General features: G+C 38.7%; 21 protein-coding genes. 7 read left to right on the plus strand and 14 right to left on the minus strand.

From position 1 onward, the window contains the following. Positions 1–11 precede the first annotated feature (11 nt). Positions 12–1,460 carry a uroporphyrinogen-III C-methyltransferase gene (gene cobA / locus ACERJO_RS03075; protein WP_373646518.1) on the minus strand — a complete coding sequence of 483 codons (1,449 nt, stop codon included), beginning with the start codon at positions 1,458–1,460 and terminating at the stop codon, positions 12–14. A gap of 244 nt (positions 1,461–1,704) precedes the next feature. On the opposite strand from cobA, the gene ACERJO_RS03080 reads away from it, so the two are divergent. From ACERJO_RS03080 to ACERJO_RS03095, 4 genes are all read left to right on the plus strand, one after another. Next, complete coding sequence (locus tag ACERJO_RS03080) at positions 1,705–2,013, plus strand: MerR family transcriptional regulator (protein WP_035343743.1); 309 nt, start codon at positions 1,705–1,707, stop codon at positions 2,011–2,013. A 182-nt stretch (positions 2,014–2,195) separates the two neighbouring features. Further along, on the plus strand, positions 2,196–3,011 hold the full coding sequence (locus ACERJO_RS03085; protein ID WP_247104905.1) for a divergent polysaccharide deacetylase family protein: 816 nt from the start codon (positions 2,196–2,198) through the stop codon (positions 3,009–3,011). Next, positions 3,008–3,574 carry a GNAT family N-acetyltransferase gene (locus ACERJO_RS03090; RefSeq protein WP_247104906.1) on the plus strand — a complete coding sequence of 189 codons (567 nt, stop codon included), beginning with the start codon at positions 3,008–3,010 and terminating at the stop codon, positions 3,572–3,574. Before ACERJO_RS03085 ends, ACERJO_RS03090 begins: the two co-directional genes overlap by 4 nt. After that, positions 3,571–5,376, plus strand: coding sequence for a S8 family peptidase (locus ACERJO_RS03095; protein ID WP_373646519.1), 1,806 nt, complete (start codon positions 3,571–3,573; stop codon positions 5,374–5,376). Before ACERJO_RS03090 ends, ACERJO_RS03095 begins: the two co-directional genes overlap by 4 nt. Before the next feature lie 174 nt (positions 5,377–5,550). Here ACERJO_RS03095 and cysC read toward each other — a convergent pair whose 3' ends face one another. The 6 genes from cysC to ACERJO_RS03125 all read right to left on the minus strand — a co-directional run bounded on the left by cysC (position 5,551) and on the right by ACERJO_RS03125 (position 10,504). After that, a complete protein-coding gene (cysC, locus tag ACERJO_RS03100) occupies positions 5,551–6,150 on the minus strand; it encodes an adenylyl-sulfate kinase (protein WP_274169701.1) in 600 nt (199 codons plus the stop codon). Positions 6,151–6,182: 32 nt separating this feature from the next. Continuing rightward, positions 6,183–7,262 carry a sulfate permease gene (locus tag ACERJO_RS03105; RefSeq protein ID WP_373646520.1) on the minus strand — a complete coding sequence of 360 codons (1,080 nt, stop codon included), beginning with the start codon at positions 7,260–7,262 and terminating at the stop codon, positions 6,183–6,185. 18 nt (positions 7,263–7,280) lie between these two features. Then, entirely contained in the window at positions 7,281–8,426 is a 1,146-nt protein-coding gene (sat, locus tag ACERJO_RS03110) for a sulfate adenylyltransferase (RefSeq protein ID WP_373646521.1), read from the minus strand. Positions 8,427–8,443: 17 nt separating this feature from the next. Further along, entirely contained in the window at positions 8,444–9,166 is a 723-nt protein-coding gene (locus ACERJO_RS03115) for a phosphoadenylyl-sulfate reductase (protein ID WP_373646522.1), read from the minus strand. 237 nt (positions 9,167–9,403) lie between these two features. Next, positions 9,404–10,177 (minus strand): DUF4097 family beta strand repeat-containing protein, encoded by a 774-nt coding sequence (locus ACERJO_RS03120; RefSeq protein WP_373646524.1) that lies wholly within the window; start codon positions 10,175–10,177, stop codon positions 9,404–9,406. Positions 10,178–10,270: 93 nt separating this feature from the next. After that, positions 10,271–10,504, minus strand: coding sequence for a hypothetical protein (locus ACERJO_RS03125; protein WP_247104916.1), 234 nt, complete (start codon positions 10,502–10,504; stop codon positions 10,271–10,273). Between the two features lie 126 nt (positions 10,505–10,630). Between ACERJO_RS03125 and namA the strand changes: the two genes are divergently transcribed. Then, entirely contained in the window at positions 10,631–11,647 is a 1,017-nt protein-coding gene (gene namA, locus ACERJO_RS03130; RefSeq protein WP_373646525.1) for an NADPH dehydrogenase NamA, read from the plus strand. A gap of 192 nt (positions 11,648–11,839) precedes the next feature. Here namA and ACERJO_RS03135 read toward each other — a convergent pair whose 3' ends face one another. The 6 genes from ACERJO_RS03135 to ACERJO_RS03160 all read right to left on the minus strand — a co-directional run bounded on the left by ACERJO_RS03135 (position 11,840) and on the right by ACERJO_RS03160 (position 18,702). Then, positions 11,840–12,277 (minus strand): YaaR family protein, encoded by a 438-nt coding sequence (locus ACERJO_RS03135; protein WP_247104918.1) that lies wholly within the window; start codon positions 12,275–12,277, stop codon positions 11,840–11,842. A 265-nt stretch (positions 12,278–12,542) separates the two neighbouring features. Further along, positions 12,543–13,940: a flagellin N-terminal helical domain-containing protein gene (locus ACERJO_RS03140; protein ID WP_373646526.1), complete on the minus strand. Its 1,398-nt coding sequence runs from the start codon at positions 13,938–13,940 to the stop codon at positions 12,543–12,545. 16 nt (positions 13,941–13,956) lie between these two features. Then, the gene (locus ACERJO_RS03145) at positions 13,957–14,382 is read right to left on the minus strand and encodes a flagellar export chaperone FliS (protein WP_247104920.1); all 426 of its coding nucleotides are present in this window, start codon (positions 14,380–14,382) and stop codon (positions 13,957–13,959) included. Positions 14,383–14,434: 52 nt separating this feature from the next. Beyond that, the gene (locus ACERJO_RS03150; protein WP_247104921.1) at positions 14,435–14,731 is read right to left on the minus strand and encodes an EscU/YscU/HrcU family type III secretion system export apparatus switch protein; all 297 of its coding nucleotides are present in this window, start codon (positions 14,729–14,731) and stop codon (positions 14,435–14,437) included. Continuing rightward, on the minus strand, positions 14,728–17,451 hold the full coding sequence (locus tag ACERJO_RS03155) for a hypothetical protein (protein WP_373646528.1): 2,724 nt from the start codon (positions 17,449–17,451) through the stop codon (positions 14,728–14,730). Before ACERJO_RS03155 ends, ACERJO_RS03150 begins: the two co-directional genes overlap by 4 nt. A gap of 66 nt (positions 17,452–17,517) precedes the next feature. Beyond that, the gene (locus ACERJO_RS03160; protein ID WP_373646529.1) at positions 17,518–18,702 is read right to left on the minus strand and encodes a DNA polymerase IV; all 1,185 of its coding nucleotides are present in this window, start codon (positions 18,700–18,702) and stop codon (positions 17,518–17,520) included. 256 nt (positions 18,703–18,958) lie between these two features. Between ACERJO_RS03160 and ACERJO_RS03165 the strand changes: the two genes are divergently transcribed. Then, entirely contained in the window at positions 18,959–19,135 is a 177-nt protein-coding gene (locus tag ACERJO_RS03165; RefSeq protein WP_373646530.1) for a hypothetical protein, read from the plus strand. On the opposite strand, the gene ACERJO_RS03170 is transcribed toward ACERJO_RS03165, so the two are convergent. After that, positions 19,132–20,265 (minus strand): M20/M25/M40 family metallo-hydrolase, encoded by a 1,134-nt coding sequence (locus tag ACERJO_RS03170; protein ID WP_247104930.1) that lies wholly within the window; start codon positions 20,263–20,265, stop codon positions 19,132–19,134. The genes ACERJO_RS03165 and ACERJO_RS03170 overlap by 4 nt on opposite strands. 197 nt (positions 20,266–20,462) lie before the next feature. Here ACERJO_RS03170 and prli42 point away from each other — a divergent pair, with 197 nt between their 5' ends. After that, the gene (gene prli42 / locus ACERJO_RS03175; RefSeq protein ID WP_156314987.1) at positions 20,463–20,552 is read left to right on the plus strand and encodes a stressosome-associated protein Prli42; all 90 of its coding nucleotides are present in this window, start codon (positions 20,463–20,465) and stop codon (positions 20,550–20,552) included. Positions 20,553–20,560 lie beyond the last annotated feature (8 nt).

The following is a 20,560-nucleotide window of genomic DNA, read 5'->3' on the forward strand; positions in this document are numbered from 1 at the left end:
ACCTTCTCTTTTTATTGTAATGCATGTAATAACGCATCAAACGCCGGTTTAACTAAACTATGATCAACACGATAGCCTAATTGTTCAGCCACTTTCTTTGATTCAGGCCCAAAACAAATAATCTCCGCTCTTTGCGATAACGTAGAAGGAGTTTGATCATGATCAGCCATTTGCTCTGTAACGACCCGCACTGACTCTGCACTCGGAAAAATAATCGTATCGATTCGATCTTCTTCAAGTAAACGTCGACAAGTCCCATTCGTTTGATGAACCACTGTCAAAGCATGTGAGATAAGACAATCATGCTCTCCATAACGTTCTTGTCTTGTTAACACGTTCTTTATAATTGAATCTGGCCCTATAACAAGTCTTTTTCCACCTTTTTGTAATTGATTTAACGAATAGGAAAGACATGCATACGATTGAATACGTAGTAGTGACTTTTTTGATGCTCCGTAGAAGGAAGCATGGATTGAGCGAATATCTATGCGCTTACGCTGTAACTCTCGAAAAAACCAATCTACACTCTCTTCTGCATGAAAAATAATATGCTCATATTGTTCATATGGGAACGGGGGTTCATTTGTGTAATCATTCATTTGTATTCGCGGAAATTCGAATACATCTGCCCCATAATCGCGTAATTGATTCGCTATTGTGCTTTTTCCATTAGAAGTACGAGCAAATAAGATATGTTTGCTAAAAAGTGGTTGTAATTCAAACCAGCTTTCTTTCGTACGTAATTTTGTCACATCTCCAACAAGTGTAATAGCCGGATTCGTAAATTTTTCTTCCATCACTTTATTCACAATCGTCTGTAATGTCCCTGTCAAAACACGTTGCTTACCAAGTGTTCCCCATTGAATGAGCATAACGGGTGTACTTGGGTTCCGGCCGTTTATTGTTAATTGTTCACAAATATAAGGTAAATTTTTGACACCCATATAAAAGGCAATTGTATCAATTCCAGTTGCTAATGCTTTCCAATCTATTTGAGGTTGTCCATTCTTCGACTGATCATGACCAGTGACAATCGCAAATGAAGCGCCATATTCACGGTGCGTAACAGGTACACCTGCATAAGTTGAAGCTCCTATCCCAGCTGTAATGCCAGGAATAATTTCATATTGTACCCCCGCTGCTTCTAACGCTGCAGCTTCCTCACCGACACGACCGTACACACTTGGGTCTCCCCCTTTTAACCGAACAACGATTTTGCCCTTTTTAGCATAATCTACTAACAATTCTTGTATCGTTTCCTGTCTAAGAGTATGACGATCTGGTAATTTCCCACAATAAACTAGCTCAATATCTGGTTTTGTTTGTTCAAGTAATAACGGGTTGACAAGACGATCATACAAAACCACATCCGCCTTCTCTAAACATTGCTGTCCTTTTATCGTCATTAAACGAATATCTCCAGGTCCTGCACCTACTAAATATACATAGCCATTATTCATCCAATCCGCCCCACATTCTAAACCTACTATTTTTATCTATTTAATCAATTATAGTATAGACTTCCATTCTCATCAACGACCTTCGCTAACGCTGGCGCTATTGTACTACTTTATCGACTTATATTTAAACTGACAATAAAAAATGTTAGATAATCTGACATAAGATATCATGATGATTAAAAAGATGTGCTACTATATAAGAAAAGATTAGACATTCAAGCAGAAAAGTTGTGGGGTGGAAAGGATGTCATCATCGTATAAAGATAAAAAGGTCATCACAATAGGAGTAGTGAGTGAACTAACAGGACTGTCGGAGAGAAAAATTCGTTATTATGAGGAAAGAAAGCTTGTATACCCCGAACGTACAAAGGGAGGTACGAGAAAGTACTCCTTTTTGGACGTCGAACGGTTAGTAGATATTGCAAATAAGATGGAAGATGGAATGCAAACATTTGAAATTAGACGAATGGAGCAGAAGCAATTAAAGAAAAAGGAAGTTCGCGAACGCATGCTTCGTGGTCAGTTAAATGCCGCTTTCAAGATGCGCAAATAATGTTGACGAAAAACATCATACACGTAGAGAATTTTCATAATCTTTTGATTATACATTTCTCTATACAAAAAACAAGCATTTCACGTAATGCTTGTTTTTTGTATAGTTCATTCTCATATTTAGGAACAACTGTGACAAACTACACGTAACCCGTTGTTTACTCGAATACAGGAGGAAAGAAAATGAAACGAGTATTTCTCACGTCTCTAATCATATTTACTTTTTACAACTTTATGTATACGACGTCCCATTCATTGGCTCAGGACGTTCATAACGTTGCTATTATCATTGACGATTTCGGAGGACCTGTTAAAGGTGTTGATTCCTTCCTCAGTGGGGATATCCCCATTACCGTTGCAATAATGCCTTTTTTAGAGCAATCAACTGAGCAAGCCGAACTCGCTCATTCAGTAGGTCTCGAGGTGATGATCCACTTACCTATGGAACCTAAAAAAGGTAAAACTTCTTGGTTAGGTGAAAAAGCGATTACGAGTAATTTGTCTAAAAAAGAAATACGAAAAAGAGTGAACGATGCAATTGACAATGTTCCATATGCTAAGGGGATAAACAATCATATGGGCTCAAAAATTGTTGAAGATGAACAGATTATGCGAACGATACTCGAAGTTGTTAAAGAACACGGTTTATATATTATTGATAGCGGAACAAGTCCTAAATCACTTATTCCCACACTAGCAGAGGAAATGAATATTCCATATGCTAGCCGAGACCTTTTCTTGGACGATACACATTCTTCCCACAAACACGTTTCAAAACAAATGGTCAAACTACTCGCAATCGCTCAAAAGAAAAAAACAGCCATTGCTATAGGTCACGTTGGAATTGAAGGAGACGAGACATATAAAGGTATTTCAGAAAGCCTGCCTTTACTTAAAGAAAAAGAAATTAACATTGTACCAATGTCACACCTCATTCATACAAACATCGATGACGATCACGAGAGGTTTTGGCATCCAGTAGAGGAGGAGCATTCATGATCAAACAAATGGAAGATCGATTCGTAACAACATTTACCGCAAAAGATGGTCGTTTCGTTCGGCTTCGACCTGCAACTATTCAAGATGCCGAAAATATTGTATCATCCGTTGAAAGTATTATAAATGAAGGAACCTATTTACAAAAGGAACAAGTCCGAACTGTAGATGAAGAAAAACAGTTCATTCAACATATGCAACAATCAAACAATATGTACACGGTTGTAGAGTTAGACGGTGTCGCCAGAGGAATCGCTCGTGTCATTCGTGGAGAATTAAAAATGAAGCACCATACAGGCATGTTTCGGACATGGCTCTACGAGGATGCTCAAGGTATAGGAATCGGCAAACAGTTGATGAATTATACACTAGAATGGTGTCGTCTGAACAAGCTACGCAAATTGTGTTTAACCGTTTTTTCATCTAATGATGTAGCTGTCAAGCTTTATGAGAAGGTAGGATTTGTGATTGAAGGTATTCAACGAGAGCAAGCATTTATTCACTCTCAATATGTAGATGAGATATGGATGGCTTACTTTTTTCATAAGGATGGTGTTAGCAAGTGAAACGATTCATAACAGGTGCCATCATCCTGACCATTTTCGGACTTGGTCTATTTATTATTAAACAAACCTTTATGACAGAACCTCCCTTCTCTGTGCAAGAAATTGATATCAAAAAACAAATTGAATCCACAGCCATTGACCATTTATTAGCGGAAGATTTGGCATTGTCAACGTCAATTTTTATCAATCAATTATCCGAACAGCTTCAACGTTGGTCCGAGCAAGACTTTTCAGATCGTAAGTACTATGAGAACTTCAAAGAAGAATTATCCGAACATCCACATTTCCAAAGCTTCGCTATCGTTGAAAACGATGAAATAATTGTACAAGCAGGTACATTAAAAGAAATCAACCCAGGCGAACTTACACACCGACATCACAAGAGCTTATTTTCTGATCCATACAACGCAGATGGTACACATTACATGATGATCGGTGAAACTCTTTCTGATAATAGAATCGTTATCGGAGAAGTCGATCTCACGTTTATTCAAGATTATATGGAAGATCTTGCTTCTGTAGCTGATACAAATGGGTCCTTTTTCATTTCAGGAAACAACCCAGATGTTGAATGGAGAACGACTGATGATTTACCGAACGATCTACAATCCGAAACAGTCCCTGAGCTCGGTTGGAATATTTATGTTCATTCTGATCATAAAACGATTGATTTAGAAAGAGAATACATCGAACATCAAGCAGTTATTAAGTTCCGTGATAAAGAAACTGCATCAATTTGGTTTGCTGACCAGCCGGAACTGACAATTCTTGAAAATAAGAACCCTTTATTTCTTATTGAATCCAAACAAGATGATACGATCGAATTCATCAACCGCTTAAAAAATGATCGTCACCTTGCTATTGTTGAACCGAATTACACGTTATCAAAGCAAATCAGTACTATTGCAAATCCTGTCTCTACTACTCGTCAATTAAGTAATGTGGAACCAAATGATGAATTTTTCAAGCCATACCAATGGAACTTAAACCAAATCGAAGTTGAACAAGGATGGAATTTTTCTAATGGTGAGCAAATGACGATCGCTATATTAGATACAGGTGTCGATCCTAATCATTCCGATTTAAAAGACAAGCTTATTAATGGATACAATGCGTTAGATGACAGTGATGACTTTAACGACACACATGGACATGGAACTCATGTAGCAGGTATATCTGCTGCATTAACGAATAATATAACGGGAATCGCTGGTGTTTCTTGGGATAGCTATATAATACCTATTAAAGTATTAAATGAAGAAGGAGAGGGCTCATCATACGAAGTCGCTAAAGGAATTTATTGGGCTGTCGATCACGGTGCAAATGTCATTAACATGAGTCTCGGCGACTATCATTCATCCGAATTACTATACGACGCCATACGTTATGCCTATGAAAAAGATGTTGTCCTAATTGCCGCTTCAGGAAACGATAACGTCGAAGACCCTATGTATCCAGCACGTTACCCTGAGGTATTAACTGTTGCTGCTGTGAACGATAAGCGAAATCGAGCATTCTTCTCAAATTTCGGTTATCATATTGACGTAACAGCACCTGGTGAACATATTCCGAGTCTCTTCCCAAATAATCATTATGTCGTCATGTCTGGTACTTCAATGGCAGCGCCACATGTTTCTGGATTGGCCGCTTTGCTACGTTCTAACAACCCACAGCTCTCAAATGATGACATCTATCAAATTATAACGAATACATCAACTGATTTAGGAACAAAAGGCTATGACCCTTATTACGGCTACGGAGAAATTGATGTAAATGAAGCTCTTCGTGCTGTCCATCAATAAACGTAAGCACGTAGCCTAAAAGCATAGTAGAGGCTTGTTTAAAAAGAAAAAATGGAATGACTCCGTTTGTACGCGTCTTATGGCGAGAAAAGCACTCACCACAAGACTTAAAAGATGTCACACATTGCTTCGAGGTTATTCAAAAAGGGAAAAACTCCCTTTTTGAATAACCTCTTATAGAATTTCATTTTCTTTTAAATAAGTTATAATCGTTTCAATTGATTCCTCCACTGAAAGCTGATCAGAGTCAATAATTAGCTCTGGGGATTCTGGTTCTTCGTACGGTGAGCTAATACCTGTAAAGGAAGGAATCTCACCAGCACGAGCTTTCTTATATAAACCTTTAGGATCACGTTGCTCGCATGCCTCTAAGGAGCAACGAACGTAAACTTCGATAAACTCCCCCTCCTCAACCAACTCACGTACACGGTCGCGATCCTCTTTAAAAGGGGAGATAAACGCCGTACAAACAACCGTTCCAGCATCTACAAATAGTTTAGCCACTTCTCCAATGCGACGAATGTTTTCTTTACGATCCTCATCACTGAAACCTAAGCCTTTATTTAAGCCGTGACGAACATTATCTCCGTCGAGAATATAGCTCGCTTTACCTTGACGAAACAATTGCTGCTCTAACGCATTTGCCAATGTTGATTTTCCTGCACCTGATAATCCCGTAAACCATAAAATACAACTTTTATGACCGTTTCTTTTTTGCCGTTCTTCTTTTTTTATCGTTGTATCATGCCAAACAATATTCTGATTTTGTCCCAACTTCTTCACACCTTTTCTCCAACAATTCATTCCTATATTCCTGCACCATCATCATAAGTCGTTCGACGATTTTGTCTTACCGTTCTGTATAAGCTATATGCGCCCGCAGTGGCTATTAAAGCACTTAACAATACAGCTAGTGAATAATAATCTCCTTCTTTAAAAAGAAGAATGAATCCATATGAAAGCACGAGTGAAAACAACGGTGAAACAATCCACACTTTCACAATTTGCTTTAAAATACTTTTTTGCCATAGTCTAAATCCGCCATCGACTGTACCGATTCCAATAATGGCTGATGTCGTCACTTGAGTTAACGGCACAGGTAACCCAAATACTGAGGCTGTAATAACGAGTGAGCCACCCGTGATCGAAACCGTACTTCCTTGTAATAGACTCAATTTCGTAATACGTTTCCCATTCGTTTCAAGTACTCTGCCACCAAGTAAAATCGCTCCTAATGCTACAAAGAAGCCTCCCATTATGATCCCGATATGAATATCAATAAGCCCTGCTCCAACAAGAGGTCCTACAGCATTAGCGACATTGTTCATTCCAGCAGCAAATGCTTCCATGCAAGCACTCACAATTAAAAGAATAGTCAAAGGCTTACGCCATTTCCCTTTTCCATTTAACATCGGATGTTTTTTTTCAAGTCTTTTCACTAAATGTCCAAATACAAAGGCTAACAAGAAAGCAACAATCGGTACAATTACCCAAAACGAAACGATAACGAATAACGAATTAAAGAATAACTCTTGATAGGCTATCCCAGCGCCAACAATGGCTCCAACTACAACTTCACTTGTCGAAAGCGGAATTCCAAGTAAATTGGCAATAAAAAGTGAAAGGCATGCAGCAGAAAGAATGATAATGACGACCTCAACATCAACAATGGAAGTCGGAATAATCCCGCTGCCAATCGTGCGAACAACCTCCCCTCCAGACAAAGCTCCTAAAAAAGCAAACGCGCCAACGAGTAACATTGCTACTCTCTTTTTCGGTATGGCACCACTTCCATAAGCTGGTCCCATTGCCGCTGCTGTCCCACTTGCACCGATATTCATTGCGAAAAAACACGCAATTACAATTGCGACAATGGATAAAGTCATACAGGTTCTTCCCTTCTATTAAGCATGAACTTGCTTCTTCATACCTCTAATTAATACCTCTACTACTTCTTTACGACTAAATTCAGGGGGTGGAGTTATACCATCTGAAAGCATTTGACGAACCTTCGTTCCTGATAAGATGACACGATCTTCTTTTCCATGAGGACATGTTTTCGTAGAAGCCATATTCCCACAAGCTTTACAATAAAAACTATGCTCGAAGAAAAGCGGCTCAATTGCTAATTCTCCTTTTTCAAACTCAGAAAAGATCAGTTGAGCATCATATGTTCCATAATAATCACCAACACCCGCATGATCACGCCCGACGATAAAATGAGTACAACCAAAATTTTGTCGAACAATAGCATGGAATACGGCTTCACGAGGGCCTGCATATCTCATCGCCGCTGGAAAAACAGCTAAAAAGACGCGATCTTTCGGATAATATTTATCTAGTAACACTTCATAGCTTTCCATCCGCACATCTGCTGGTATATCATCAGATTTCGTTTCACCTACTAAAGGATTTAAAAATAGGCCATCAACAATTTCTAAAGCTGATTTTTGAATATATTCGTGTGCTCGATGGACAGGATTTCGAGTTTGGAACCCAACTACACGATTCCACCCTAGCTCAGCAAACTTCTTCCTTGTCTCTTTCGGATCTAAATAATACTCTTCAAAGCGATCACGCTTTAACCGTTTCGTTAACACGATCGGCCCAGCTACATATATATCATGACGATCAAATAACTTCTTCACACCAGGATGAGCTAAATCAGAAGTACGATAGACATTTTCTGCCTCTTCTTTCTTATTAGGCTCATACACTTCTTCAACTGTAATGACTCCATACACATCTCCATTATGAACGAGCTTAACTTGTTCACCTCGTTTTAAAGAATCAGCCACACCTTTATCAACTGGTAATGTAATTGGAATACTCCAGATCGTCCCATTTGAAAGCCTCATATTACGCACGACACTTTCATAATCTTCCTTATTCAAAAAGCCCGTTAAAGGACTAAATGCCCCAACCCCAATTAATTCTAAATCTGATAACGCAAATGAATCTAATTGAATTTCTTTTGTAAGTGATGAAACATCATAGTCAGGTTCAAAAAGTTGAACTAATGTTCCACCATGTGCTTGAATTGTTGTCATATTTCATTTCCTCCTTATTATATGCCACTACCATTAACATGGAGTCCGCACTCTGTCTTTTCTGAATTCGCCCATCTGCCACTTCTAGGATCTTCTCCTTCGGCAACGGGTTTCGTACAGTATTCACATCCAATGCTAGGATACCTCTTATCATGTAATTCATTGTAAGGAAGTTTGTGAAGGCGGATGTACATCCAAATTTCTTCTTCTGTCCAATGAATTAACGGACACACCTTTATCGACTTAAAACGGTTATCCTGATTAACAAATTGAGTGTTTGCCCTAGTGGGCGATTGTTCTCGACGCAATCCTGAGAACCATGCATCGTATTTATTCAATTCCCGTTGTAATGGCACAAGCTTTCGAATTTGACAACATGCATCAGGCTGTCTTTCCCATAGTTTATCTCCATACTTCTCAACCTGTTCTTCAGGTGTCAATTCAGGCTTAGCCAGTTCGATTTTCAATGAAGGGTATTTTGATTTTACTTGATCAATCAAATCGTACGTTTCTTTGAAATGAAAATCTGTATCTAAAAAAACAATTTGTGCATCTTTTTTCACCTTACTTATTAGATCAATTAAGACCATTCCTTCTGCACCGAAGCTACAAGAATACACGAGGTTATCACCGAATGATTCATACGCCCATTTAATGACTTCAAGTGTATCTTTATGTTCAAGCTCTTCATTAATTTGTTTATACTCATTCTCTTGCAATTGCTCATAGGTTAAATTCATCAGCCTCTCCCCTCCTCACTAAGTCGAAATTCATTTAATCCCTATAAAAACGATATGATTTATTTGTTTAATAGTATTCTATCTATTTCCAATGGTTTTGTCAATTGAGATTTCATATATCTAACATGAAAATTCATAATTAATAAAACGACCTAAAACGTTTCTTCGATTCCCACTTATCTGTACAAAAAAAGCCTAGAAAACAACTCAATTACGAGCTCTCTTCTAGACTTTCAATTATTTGACGAAATTAACAATCTCCCCAGTAACATTTTCAATTTCTACATTCCCTTGAGCACTTTCAATAATCGTCACATCGCCATCAACATGATTAATCGAAATATGACCAGCCCCACTTCGAACAGACACTGTGCCGTTAAACCCCTCTAGTTCAACATCGCCCGTTCCATTCGTTATGACAATATCTCCTGCAGAATCAGCAACAACTGTATGACCTGTTGCATTATTTATTCTCGTTTCCCCTATAACATTCATTAACTGAACGGAACCAGCACCATCAGTAATCGTTACATTTGCTTCAACATCTTCAATGACAAGACTATCCGTCCCGTGCTGAACTGCAAGTTCTTCCTGTAATCCTTGAATATGTAACTTTCCCGCATTCTGTTTTAGTTCAACCTTCAAATGCGCAGGCACCGTAATCTCTAAATGAATGTCACCCTCTTCAGATTCGTTTGCTATACGTTTGATTGATGTTTTCAACATAGCCACACCATCAACATTTTCTAATGATAATGTAAGATTGCGCTCTAAGAAAGCCGCAGCTAGCTCTTCTTCACTACTTATAGCAGAAAACGTCGCTTCAACTTCAATCATATTCGCACTGTCGCTTGAACGAATCTGAACATCACCTTCATCATGATCAATCAAAAAGGAATCTATATGACTTGCATCAAGCTCTAATACTTGCTGCTGTTCGACCGTTTCTAAATTGCAACCTACTAATAAAATAGCAAGCGCCAAACTACTAATTTTTAAAAAATGTTTCATTATGTACCCCTCTCCACATGTTCTTCATTCCTTAGTTTACAGGAAGTCAGATTAGAAACAAACAAATAAAATCGTCATGATTGTGACAATTACTCACCTTATAGGTACAATCACAGCAGGCTGCTTCGTTTGATAAACAAATTCAACTTTATACCCTTGCTTCCTCCTTTTTAAAAACGTACGTTCAGTAATTGGTCTAGGAGTTGACCACTGTAACGAATCGAGACAATCCCATGAAAGGTGTGTAATGATTTCACTTTTATAATAATAGCAATTCCCTGATGGATAGTGATGACAAATATATTTAACTGTTTGCTTTGTATGCATCTAAAAAGTACCTCCTTTTTATCGTAATTGTTCCCGAAAAAACAGAAGCTTATAATTCGATATCGATAAACAAACATGCTACTATATAATTTGCAAGATACTAATAGCGATATTGGAGGGACTTCCATGACAAATAAATTATTTTCACCCATTACGTTTAAAGGAATTACGTTAAAAAACCGAATTGTGATGTCACCTATGTGCATGTACTCTTCTGACACGAAAGATGGTCATGTGCGTCCTTTTCATATAAGTCATTATGAATCTCGGGCTGTTGGGCAAGTTGGTCTTATTATGGTTGAAGCAACAGCCATTACCCCAGAAGGACGCATCTCAGATCAAGATTTAGGTATTTGGGATGACAAGCATACAGCAGGACATCAACATATCGTTGAGCGTGTTCACGAGCACGGCGCGAAAGCTGCGATTCAACTAGCTCATGCCGGGCGTAAATCAACCGTTAATGAAACGATATATGCTCCTTCATCTATAGCATTCGATCAAATAAAGAAACCAAATGAATTAACATCTGACCAAATCAATGAAATGATTACCGCTTTTACAAACGGAGCGAAACGTGCAAAAGAAGCAGGCTATGACATTATTGAAGTCCACGCTGCTCATGGGTATTTGATCAATCAATTCTTATCACCTTTAACAAATAAACGAACCGATCAATATGGTGGAACGTTAGAGAATCGTTTCCGATTTTTACGTCGTATTATCGAAAGTATACAAAATGTGTGGAGCGGCCCGCTTTTCGTTCGAATTTCAGCAGATGAATATTCCGATCAAGGAAATTCGTTAGAGGATTTCATTGCATTATCAACTTGGTTGAAAGAATTAGATATTGACTTAATAGATGTTAGTACTGGTGGAGTCATTCCGGCTGGTCCAAGCGAAGTGTATCCTGGATATCAAGTGCCTCATGCCGAAGCCATCCGGCAAGGAGCCAATATCGATACAGGTGCAGTTGGTCTTATCACAACTGGTATTCAAGCGGAAGAAATCCTTCAAAACGGCCGTGCAGACTTAATCTTCATCGCGAGAGAGCTTTTGCGAAATCCTTATTGGCCACTTAGCGCAGCAAAGGAATTGCAAACAACCATCCAAGCACCCAACCAATACGAACGAGCTTGGTAAGAGGAAACGCTTTGCAGTTTGTTTAACCTTTTGTATTCATTTAAAACATATCCACAACGCTATCCGCGTATCATTCCCTAAATAAGCACAAATAAAAGGATCTCTAACGCTTCATTCAACGTAAGAGATCCTTTCTCATTTTTAATACTTGTATAATTGACGACGCAACAACTCATCTTTGTCTTATCATCTTCACGCATAAATATTCACGAGCAAGCCTTTAATTTCACCAACCATATTCAATATATCTAATCCTTTTTTTTGTTTATCAAGAACGGCATCCGTTAAATCAAGGAGCTTTCGATCAACTTCCTTGACGATTTTATAAATTTTCGTTCTACCTCGACGATTAAAGCCCCGTCGTTCCTCTAGACTTAATCCAAACTCAACAGCATCTTCCATAAATTCTTTCACAAGCTTTTTATATTTTCGCAATTCGTCAACTGTACGAGTTTCCGACAAAACTTTCCCTTGGTCATCAATCTTTTGCATTAATGCCGATAGTCGATCATAGGCCTTCTCATTACGCTGCTTGCCGATGACTTCCTTAAATGACACACTCGCTTCCGGTCCTTTAGGCTTCATGTCTGTTTTATTGATACCTGCTTTTCCGACTCGCTGAACATCCACGCTGTCACACCACCTTGTTCCCATTTCATTAGTACGATTATACCAAATGATTCGTGTTTCGTCTCTATGTAAGAAAAGCGCGGTAGCGTCTTTTCTTACTAGCGTTGTGCGGAGCCGTTACAACGAAGCCAACGCTCTTCTTTGAATGATCCCACTTGCTTCTTCGGTTCTTCTCACATGTCTCCCTCTAATTTTATACTTTCTTAGAAAAAGAAAGAGACATCTCTAGAAGTGACTCTAGGAGATGCCTCCTCTACTCGTTATATTATTGTAAAAGCTGGAGTACACCTTGTGGTAATTGGTTCGCTTGCGCTAACATCGCTGTCGCAGACTGGTTCAAAATGTTATTTCGCGTGAATTCAGTCATTTCAAGCGCCATATCTGCATCGCGAATACGAGACTCAGATGCAGTTAAATTCTCATGAGTCACTTGTAAATTGTTAATCGTATGCTCAAGACGGTTCTGAACAGCACCGAGCTTAGCACGCGCATCAGACAATCGGTTTACGGCTTGATCAAGAGCAAAGATCGCTTGGTTCGCTGCTTCGTTCGTTAATACATTCACATTTTCGATATTTAACGTCACAACATCCATTTTCGGAATATCAATCATGACGTTTTGATTCGTATTCGGTCCAATTTGGAAAGATAAGGCGTTGTTTGTGATGGTGAATTCTAGTGTTTCATTTTCTTCAATGGACGTGTTAAATTGATATTCAACTCCACCGTGCTTAAATAAGCCATTCGTTGATGTTAATTCTCGAGGCGACTTGATCGGATTACCATCCCCATCATTTAAAGTAATCGTCGCCGTAGCTTCCATTTTCACTTTTACCGTTCCAGCAGAGTCGATTTTTGAAGTATCAATCGTGATACCAAAAATGTCCATTTCTGCCTCACCTTCATCTCCTATACCAACAACTTTCGTTCCGATTGGCAAGCCGTCTGGATCAAGGATTTCAACCTCCGCATCTTCATTTGGGCGCACGTCTCGAATGCGAATCGTATACTCACCAAACTTCATTTCTTCGTCAGCATCAGCAGCAGGGAAGTTTGTAAACTTAATGTCAGGTTGAGGAGCCGTCGTTCCTAAACCCGCTGCTGGTTGAGTAATTTCATAATACTCTACAACATCTCCTACCTCCACTTCATATTGACCTGACTTAAAGTTCGCATCAGTCACAACAGGATAACCTTGTAAATTAATATCATTTCCTGTTTGGTCATACGTCGTCATTACCGCACTATAACCATTCAACAGCTTTCTCGTATTGAACTCTGTTTTCTCCGAAATGTCATCAATCTCTAGTTTTAATTGATCAATTTCCTTTTGGATTTGCTCACGATCATATTCTGTATTTGTATCATTTGCCGCTTGAACTGCTAATTCACGCATTCGTTGTAGCATCGTATGTACTTCTTGCATCGCACCTTCTGATGTTTGCATTAAAGAAATCCCGTCCATCGCATTACGCTCAGCCATTTTCAAGCCACGAATTTGTGAACGCATTTTCTCTGAAATCGCTAGCCCCGCCGCATCATCCGCAGCACGGTTAATTCGTAATCCCGAAGATAACTTTTCTAAATTCTTCGATGTACTAAATTGATTTGCATGAAGGTTACGATACGCATTTAACGCTTGAATATTGTTGTTAATTTTCATTGTTCAATCTCCTTTTTTATGACTCATACATGGAAGTCGATTCATATGCTTGAGCTTTTTGCTTAACAAGTGATGATTGCGGATCTTTCTTCACCTTCATCGCCTCATTCCAAGCTGACATAATCGATTCTACTATTTGGATCACTTCACGTATGATTTCATTGTCTTTTTTATAATTAGCTTCAATAATCTTGTCAGCGATATAATTGTAAACTTGATCTAGTTGATCGGCTACGATCCCAGCTTCATAGTTTAAACCTGCACCTAACCGATAAACAATATCGCCTGCTTTTTTTAATTTTTCATTTGCGTCAATATATTCCTTTTGTTCATTATGTGCAAGCGCCTCTTCTAAGTTCGTTAAAGCTGCTTCATATAACAAAGCCGTAATTTGCTCAGATGACTTTTGATGAAGTGCTTCGTTTGTGAGGAATGCAGTCAATGTTTCCACCTCCGCTCTCTCATTATTACTATCGGTTTGTTTCTTCTAATTTTTAATAGTTTTTCTCCATTTCTTCTATTAATAATAAAACCTCTGCCATAATTGAATAGAGCTGTGGAGGAATATTATCTCCTAGATCCATATCTAGTAAATTTTCAACAAGTAATGGATCTTCTTGCATATGAATATCGTTTTGCTTTGCAATATCAATAATTTGACTTGCGACTTGACCTTTCCCATGCGCGACAACCTTTGGTGTATCCTCATTATGATCATAGCGAATCACTGCTGCAGAAGGTCCATTACTTAGCTTTCGTTGCTTATGATTAATATGCTTGGAAATAATCATACTTTAAAATCAAACCCTTTCTCCGTAAATGTCGCTCGTTGCCGAGGTTCATCCATCTCTTTACCTTTTTCTTGGTCATTATCCTCTTGTAAATGTGCAAAGTGTATTCCCTTAATGTTAAAACCAAGCTCTCCAAGCTTATCAATCGATTGTTGAACAAAAGGCTCCATTTTTGCCTGAAAGTCCAGTTGATCATTTTTCAACGTAACAGATAATTGACGATCCTTTACCGATACGAGAATACCAATATCCCCCATCTTAGGTGTTTGCATTAAGAAATAGATACTACAATTTTCCCAATCAACTTGCTCGTCTTCATTACGAGAATTAACGAATACTTTTAAGTTCTCTACTTTCTCTTCTAATAAAAACGGTAGCTGAAAGAATAAGCTTTGCATATTTTGCTGATCAGACCGACTTAATAGCTGTTGGCCAGTCAAGTTATTTAATGCTTGATTTGCAAGCTGATTGGCACGTGTTCCCTCTTCTTCTCCACGCGCAAGCTGCATTAACAATGATTTCAGATTCTGTTGTTGTTCATGAGTGTGCTCACGGTTACCTGAAGCAAATTGTTGTGCTAATTCACTATCACGATTTAAACCAAGACTACGAATTAATTCAAGCATAGCTCGAGGCGATGGTTCAGCCGGTATCGGTCTTATCGTTTCTGACATCTGTCTCGGCCCGTTTTGCTCAGGCAATTGCATATTTCGAACCGCCTCTTCCCTAGCAGCCGTATAGTGCTTAACCTTCGTTTCAGAAGGTTGAAAATGGACTTTTTCAACGAGCTGACTTACTTCTCTTACGATTTGATTTGCTTCTCGATGAGAGCCTCTCGCTAACAATTGCTTGGCTTCGGCTAAACGATTACTCGCTTGCATTAATTCTCTTTCTGTTTTCATATCTGTAAAGAGCATCATTTCACTTTTTAAAATCGCATTGTCTAACCGTTTAATCGTCTTTTCAAGCATTGGTTTCGCTTGTTGCTGTGCTTGGCTACGAAATTGTTCAATCAATCTAGCTGTTTGATCTAACGATCGATGTAGCTCTCTTTGAAATTGTTTAAAATCAGCCGTTAATTGTGCCATTCTCTCTGTCACAGTCGTAACAGCTATCATTTTGTTTGCTGATTGCTGACTCGTTTGGAATTGCTCATTCTGAATATAAATTGATTCTCTACTCGAAGGTGTTGGTTGAGTTTGTTGTTCGAGTTGCTGCAAAGAATGAGCGACTTCTTGCCTTGCTTTCATCTCTCTTCCTGACTGTTCTGTTTGTTGTGCTGCTGCTATTTGTTGCTGGATATCATTCTTTATCGTCTCTGAAAACGGACGATTTACTAGCTGAGTCTGGATTTGTTCAATCGCTCGTTGAAAGTTCGGTTCTGTTTGCAATGAACGTAACGATTGCTCAACAAATTGATGAATGACGTTGGATAATGATCCTGGCGAACTCGTTTGAGTATTTAGCGTCATCGCTTCAGCAGAATTTGTTTGTGAAAGCGTCATTGTGACTTGTTGAATTGCTTGTTCAGCTCTTCCTTGACTTAAATGCTGACGTACACCTTCAACTAATTGCTGTATTTGTTGTATCGTTAGGGATGTACGATTCTCGTTCGTGAGTAATACGTGTAATCGTTCAGCAGTTCGACCTGTATCCGTTGTCGACTCGATTATTCGCACTACTTGCTGGGTAATATCTTGTTTTGCAACTGTATGAGATTGGTTATGAGACAAAGCTTGCATAACACGTTCATTTGCTGCCTGTTGTAGCTGAACGGATTGTCGAATAGCTCGATCAAGTTGATCACGATTTGGCAGATTCATTTGAGCTAGTCTCTGACGTATTTCCTCCGTTACGCCACGTTCTTGTATTTGTTGTCGTAATGAGCTAAATTCTTTCGATTGTGGCAAAGCTTGAAGGATCCGATCAATTGCCGCTTGCTGCAGCTGTCTGGCCTCTTTCGCTAAACGTTCCGTTGCTTGTGACCCTTCAGAAGAATGACTCAAATGTTGTTGCATTCGTACAAGTCTCTCAATTGCTTGTCTAGGATCAGATTGAAGGAGTTGACGTATTTCTTCAACATGAACTCTTTGCCCTTGTCCTGATTGAGAGGCATGTTCTCTAGAAGGAGGTTTGATTTCTTGCTTTATTTCTCGCGCAAGATCGGTTAAGACTTGGTTTAACGGTCTTCCGTGTAGAGCTTCATCAACAGCCCGTAAATGACTTGGCGTTATGTCAAGCCTTTTATTTGCTATCGCTTGAATCGTTTGCAAGCGGTCATTCGCATTCCCTGTTTGTATAAATTGTTGTAAGTCACGTACAGCATTTCTATTTAACGAAACACCTTGTTCATGTAAAATCATAGCAGCCCTTGTCAATTCGCGACTTGGTTGTTGTACACCTAAATGCTGCAATCGTTGCTGCATTTCACCTTGGCTACTTGTTAATGGTCGACCTTGTCCCGTTTGCCTAGTTTGCTCTTCTGCAACCTTAACCCGAATTGAATCTCCACGATTCTCTGTTACCTGCACATGAACACGCTCTTTTGACGGTAAGGAGCCTTCAAATATTACAGGGACATCGCGCCCTCTAATGGAAACAATGGCGTCCCGTTCTCCTGTTCGCTCCTTTATTGTTGCTCTATAAACATCTCCCTCTCTTAGTTGATTTTGACTGTCAAATTGTTTCGAAGAAGACGTCAATTGCTGCTGAATTTGCATGTGCTTTCACCTCCGCACTCTTTCATCCTACTTACTATATCGGCAGATGTGAAGAAACTATTAATGTTAATTGTCATCATTTATTTTCTTCCTATATCCCTTTTGAACACTTCCATCCCCGAATTTTTTCCGAAGATGCTTTATCGTTTGCTGTAACCTTTCCATTTTTTCGTCTTCCTTATAGGAAAATAAGTCGAGTTGTCTGTATGCATATTGTTGATCGATTAAATCATACGTGCTAATGCCTAATAATCGAACTCGTTCACCATTCCAAGCATGGTCAAACATCCGTTTTGCTTCCATTAAGAGATCTTGCTCACTTTGAATAGGGTCAACAAGCTTTTTACTTCTTGTAATCATTTTCCAATTAAAATAACGAATTGTTATTTGAACTCCGTATGCACACACTTTTTTCGCATGTAATCTATGTTGTACTTGAACAGCTAATTTTGAAAATGTTTCATTGATTAATTCACGATTTGCTGTATCGGCATGTAACGTTTTTGAATGGCCAATTGATTTAAATTGACTATATGCATTAGGATCTACTTTTCGGTGATCAATCCCATTGGCCCTTTCCTGAAGCTTCAACCCACGATCACCAAATTTCTTTGCTAACAATTCTTTGTCAGCCACTGCTAAATCACCGATTGTATGAATCGATGTTTTTTTCCACTTTTCTACTGTTTTTCGTCCAATACCGTGCATCTCTTCGATCGGCATTGGCCAAAGCACCTGAGAAACATCACGTTTTCGTACGATCGTTATACCATTTGGCTTCTTCATATCACTGGCCATCTTCGCTAGAAATTTATTCGGAGCGATTCCAATACTACAAGGTAGTCTTAGCTCGTCAAATATTCGTTTTTGAATTTGTTTAGCTAACGAAACAGGGTGAATATCAGTCATATCCGTAACATCCATATATCCTTCGTCTATAGAAACTTGCTGTACGTTTGGCGTATACGAAAACAAAATATCGAAAATTGCCTGTGATGCTTTACGGTAGGAATCACCATTAGGCGGGAGAACAATGAGCTCTGGACAAAGCTTCTTCGCCTGCCAAATCGGCATCGTTGTTTTTACTCCTTTAGCACGCGCTTCATATGTACTCGTCACAATAATTCCTTTACGTTCTTTGGGATTTCCGGCAATTGCTAACGGTTTTCCTGACAACGTTGGATCTTTAGCAACTTCAACTGAAGCAAAGAAGCTGTTCATGTCTAAATGGAAAATGATTCTAGCGAGCACATTGTTCTCCTCCTTTCTTTTTTATTAACGAATTTATGTTAATAGCATGTTAAAAAAGCACCAAAAAATATAGCAATGACTGCTTTCGTCCTCTTGACTCCCCCACAGTACTTCTAAGAATTTTACACCTTCTTATCTTTTCAAAAAGGAACAAATCGTCCTCTTTGAACAACCTCTAAAAGTTGATGTTCTACTTAAATTACTTTAAGCTGAGATTAGAAAGTATGTTTATACAAATTGAGAGGTGAGTGTTCGCATGACGAAACAAACTTCATACAATCATCTTTTTCAACAAGTATATCAAATTCAAGCTCATTCAGGCTCAAAGCAAAAAAAATCACCAACAATAGCTGAACTAGCTACGATCGTCGGTGACACTGAAGAACATATATTAGAATGCCTTGAGTTTGGAAAAGACGTTTTTCATCATTAACCCTTTATTGTATTTGTTGCAACTTTTTTAATAATAGCCACTACAGCTTCTGATAATTTCACTAATTCAACGATTGGCATTCGTTCATTCTTCGTATGTATTTCTTCATAACCGACAGCTAAATTAACCGTTGGGACACCATGACCAGCAAAAATATTCGCGTCACTACCACCGCCACTTTGTAACAATTGAACTTCTCTACCTATTTCAGCCATCGCTTTTTTGGCAACCTTTACGACTACGTCATCTTCACTAAGTTTAAACCCTGGATACATAACGTCTACCTCTACTTCAGCCTTAGCACCATATTTTGCAGCCGTTTCTTCAAATGCTTTCTTCATTTTTTTAACTTGCTTTTCCATTTTTTCTTGAATAAGTGAACGTGCTTCTGCGACAATTGTTACGTGATCACATACGATGTTTGTTTGCGTACCGCCTTCAAACCGACCAATATTCGCCGTCGTCTCTTCATCTATTCTGCCTAGTGGCATTTTAGAAATAGCTTTTGCAGCAACTGTTATAGCTGACACCCCTTTTTCTGGCGCTACCCCAGCATGAGCGGTTTTCCCTAAAATCGTTGCACTTATTTTTGCTTGCGTAGGAGCTGCAACAATAATGTTTCCTACTTGACCATCACTATCAAGAGCAAACCCAAACTTTGCCTTCATATCATCAGGATTCATTTCCTTCGCTCCAACTAGACCTGATTCTTCTCCAGCAGTAATGATAAATTGAATGAGACCATGTTCAATTTTATTTTCCTTTAGTACTCTTAACGCCTCAAACATAGCCGCAATACCCGCTTTATCATCTGCCCCTAGGATTGTAGTCCCATCGGTTACAACATAACCATTTTCTATTTTAGGTTTAATCCCTTTACCGGGCACAACGGTATCCATGTGAGAGGTAAAATAGATCGGTGTAGCATCCTTTTGTGAGCCTTCTAGCGTACAAATTAAGTTACCTGCTCCATGTCCCGTTCTACTTGCTGAATCATCCTCCACTACGGAGACACCTAATTGTTGAAATTTCTTTTTTAATACTGGTGCTATTAATTGTTCTTCTTTTGTTTCTGAATCAATTTGAACAAGCTCTAAGAACTCTTCGACTAATCGTTGTTCATTTACCATAACATACTAAACCTCCTTTATTTCCCTTCTTATCGTAACGCTGTCGCTATAAAACAGCAAGTTATATCATCGTTTATCTCAATTTATAACAGCTACTACTGTAAACCCTCTTGTCCTTTCAACGAGTAACAAGTAAAATAGACGTATAGACTTGATAGCGATTACGCCATAAGCATGTTTTAAGAGGAGGGGTCAGTATGCCACGTAAATTCCAGAAGCTCATTATATATATTATGATCATTACGATGGTTCTAGGAACGCTTTTAATGGGAGTCTCAATCTTCTAATCATTATT

Origin of the sequence: Halalkalibacter sp. AB-rgal2, from assembly GCF_041821005.1 — a bacterium.
Classification (GTDB): domain Bacteria; phylum Bacillota; class Bacilli; order Bacillales; family Bacillaceae_D; genus Halalkalibacter.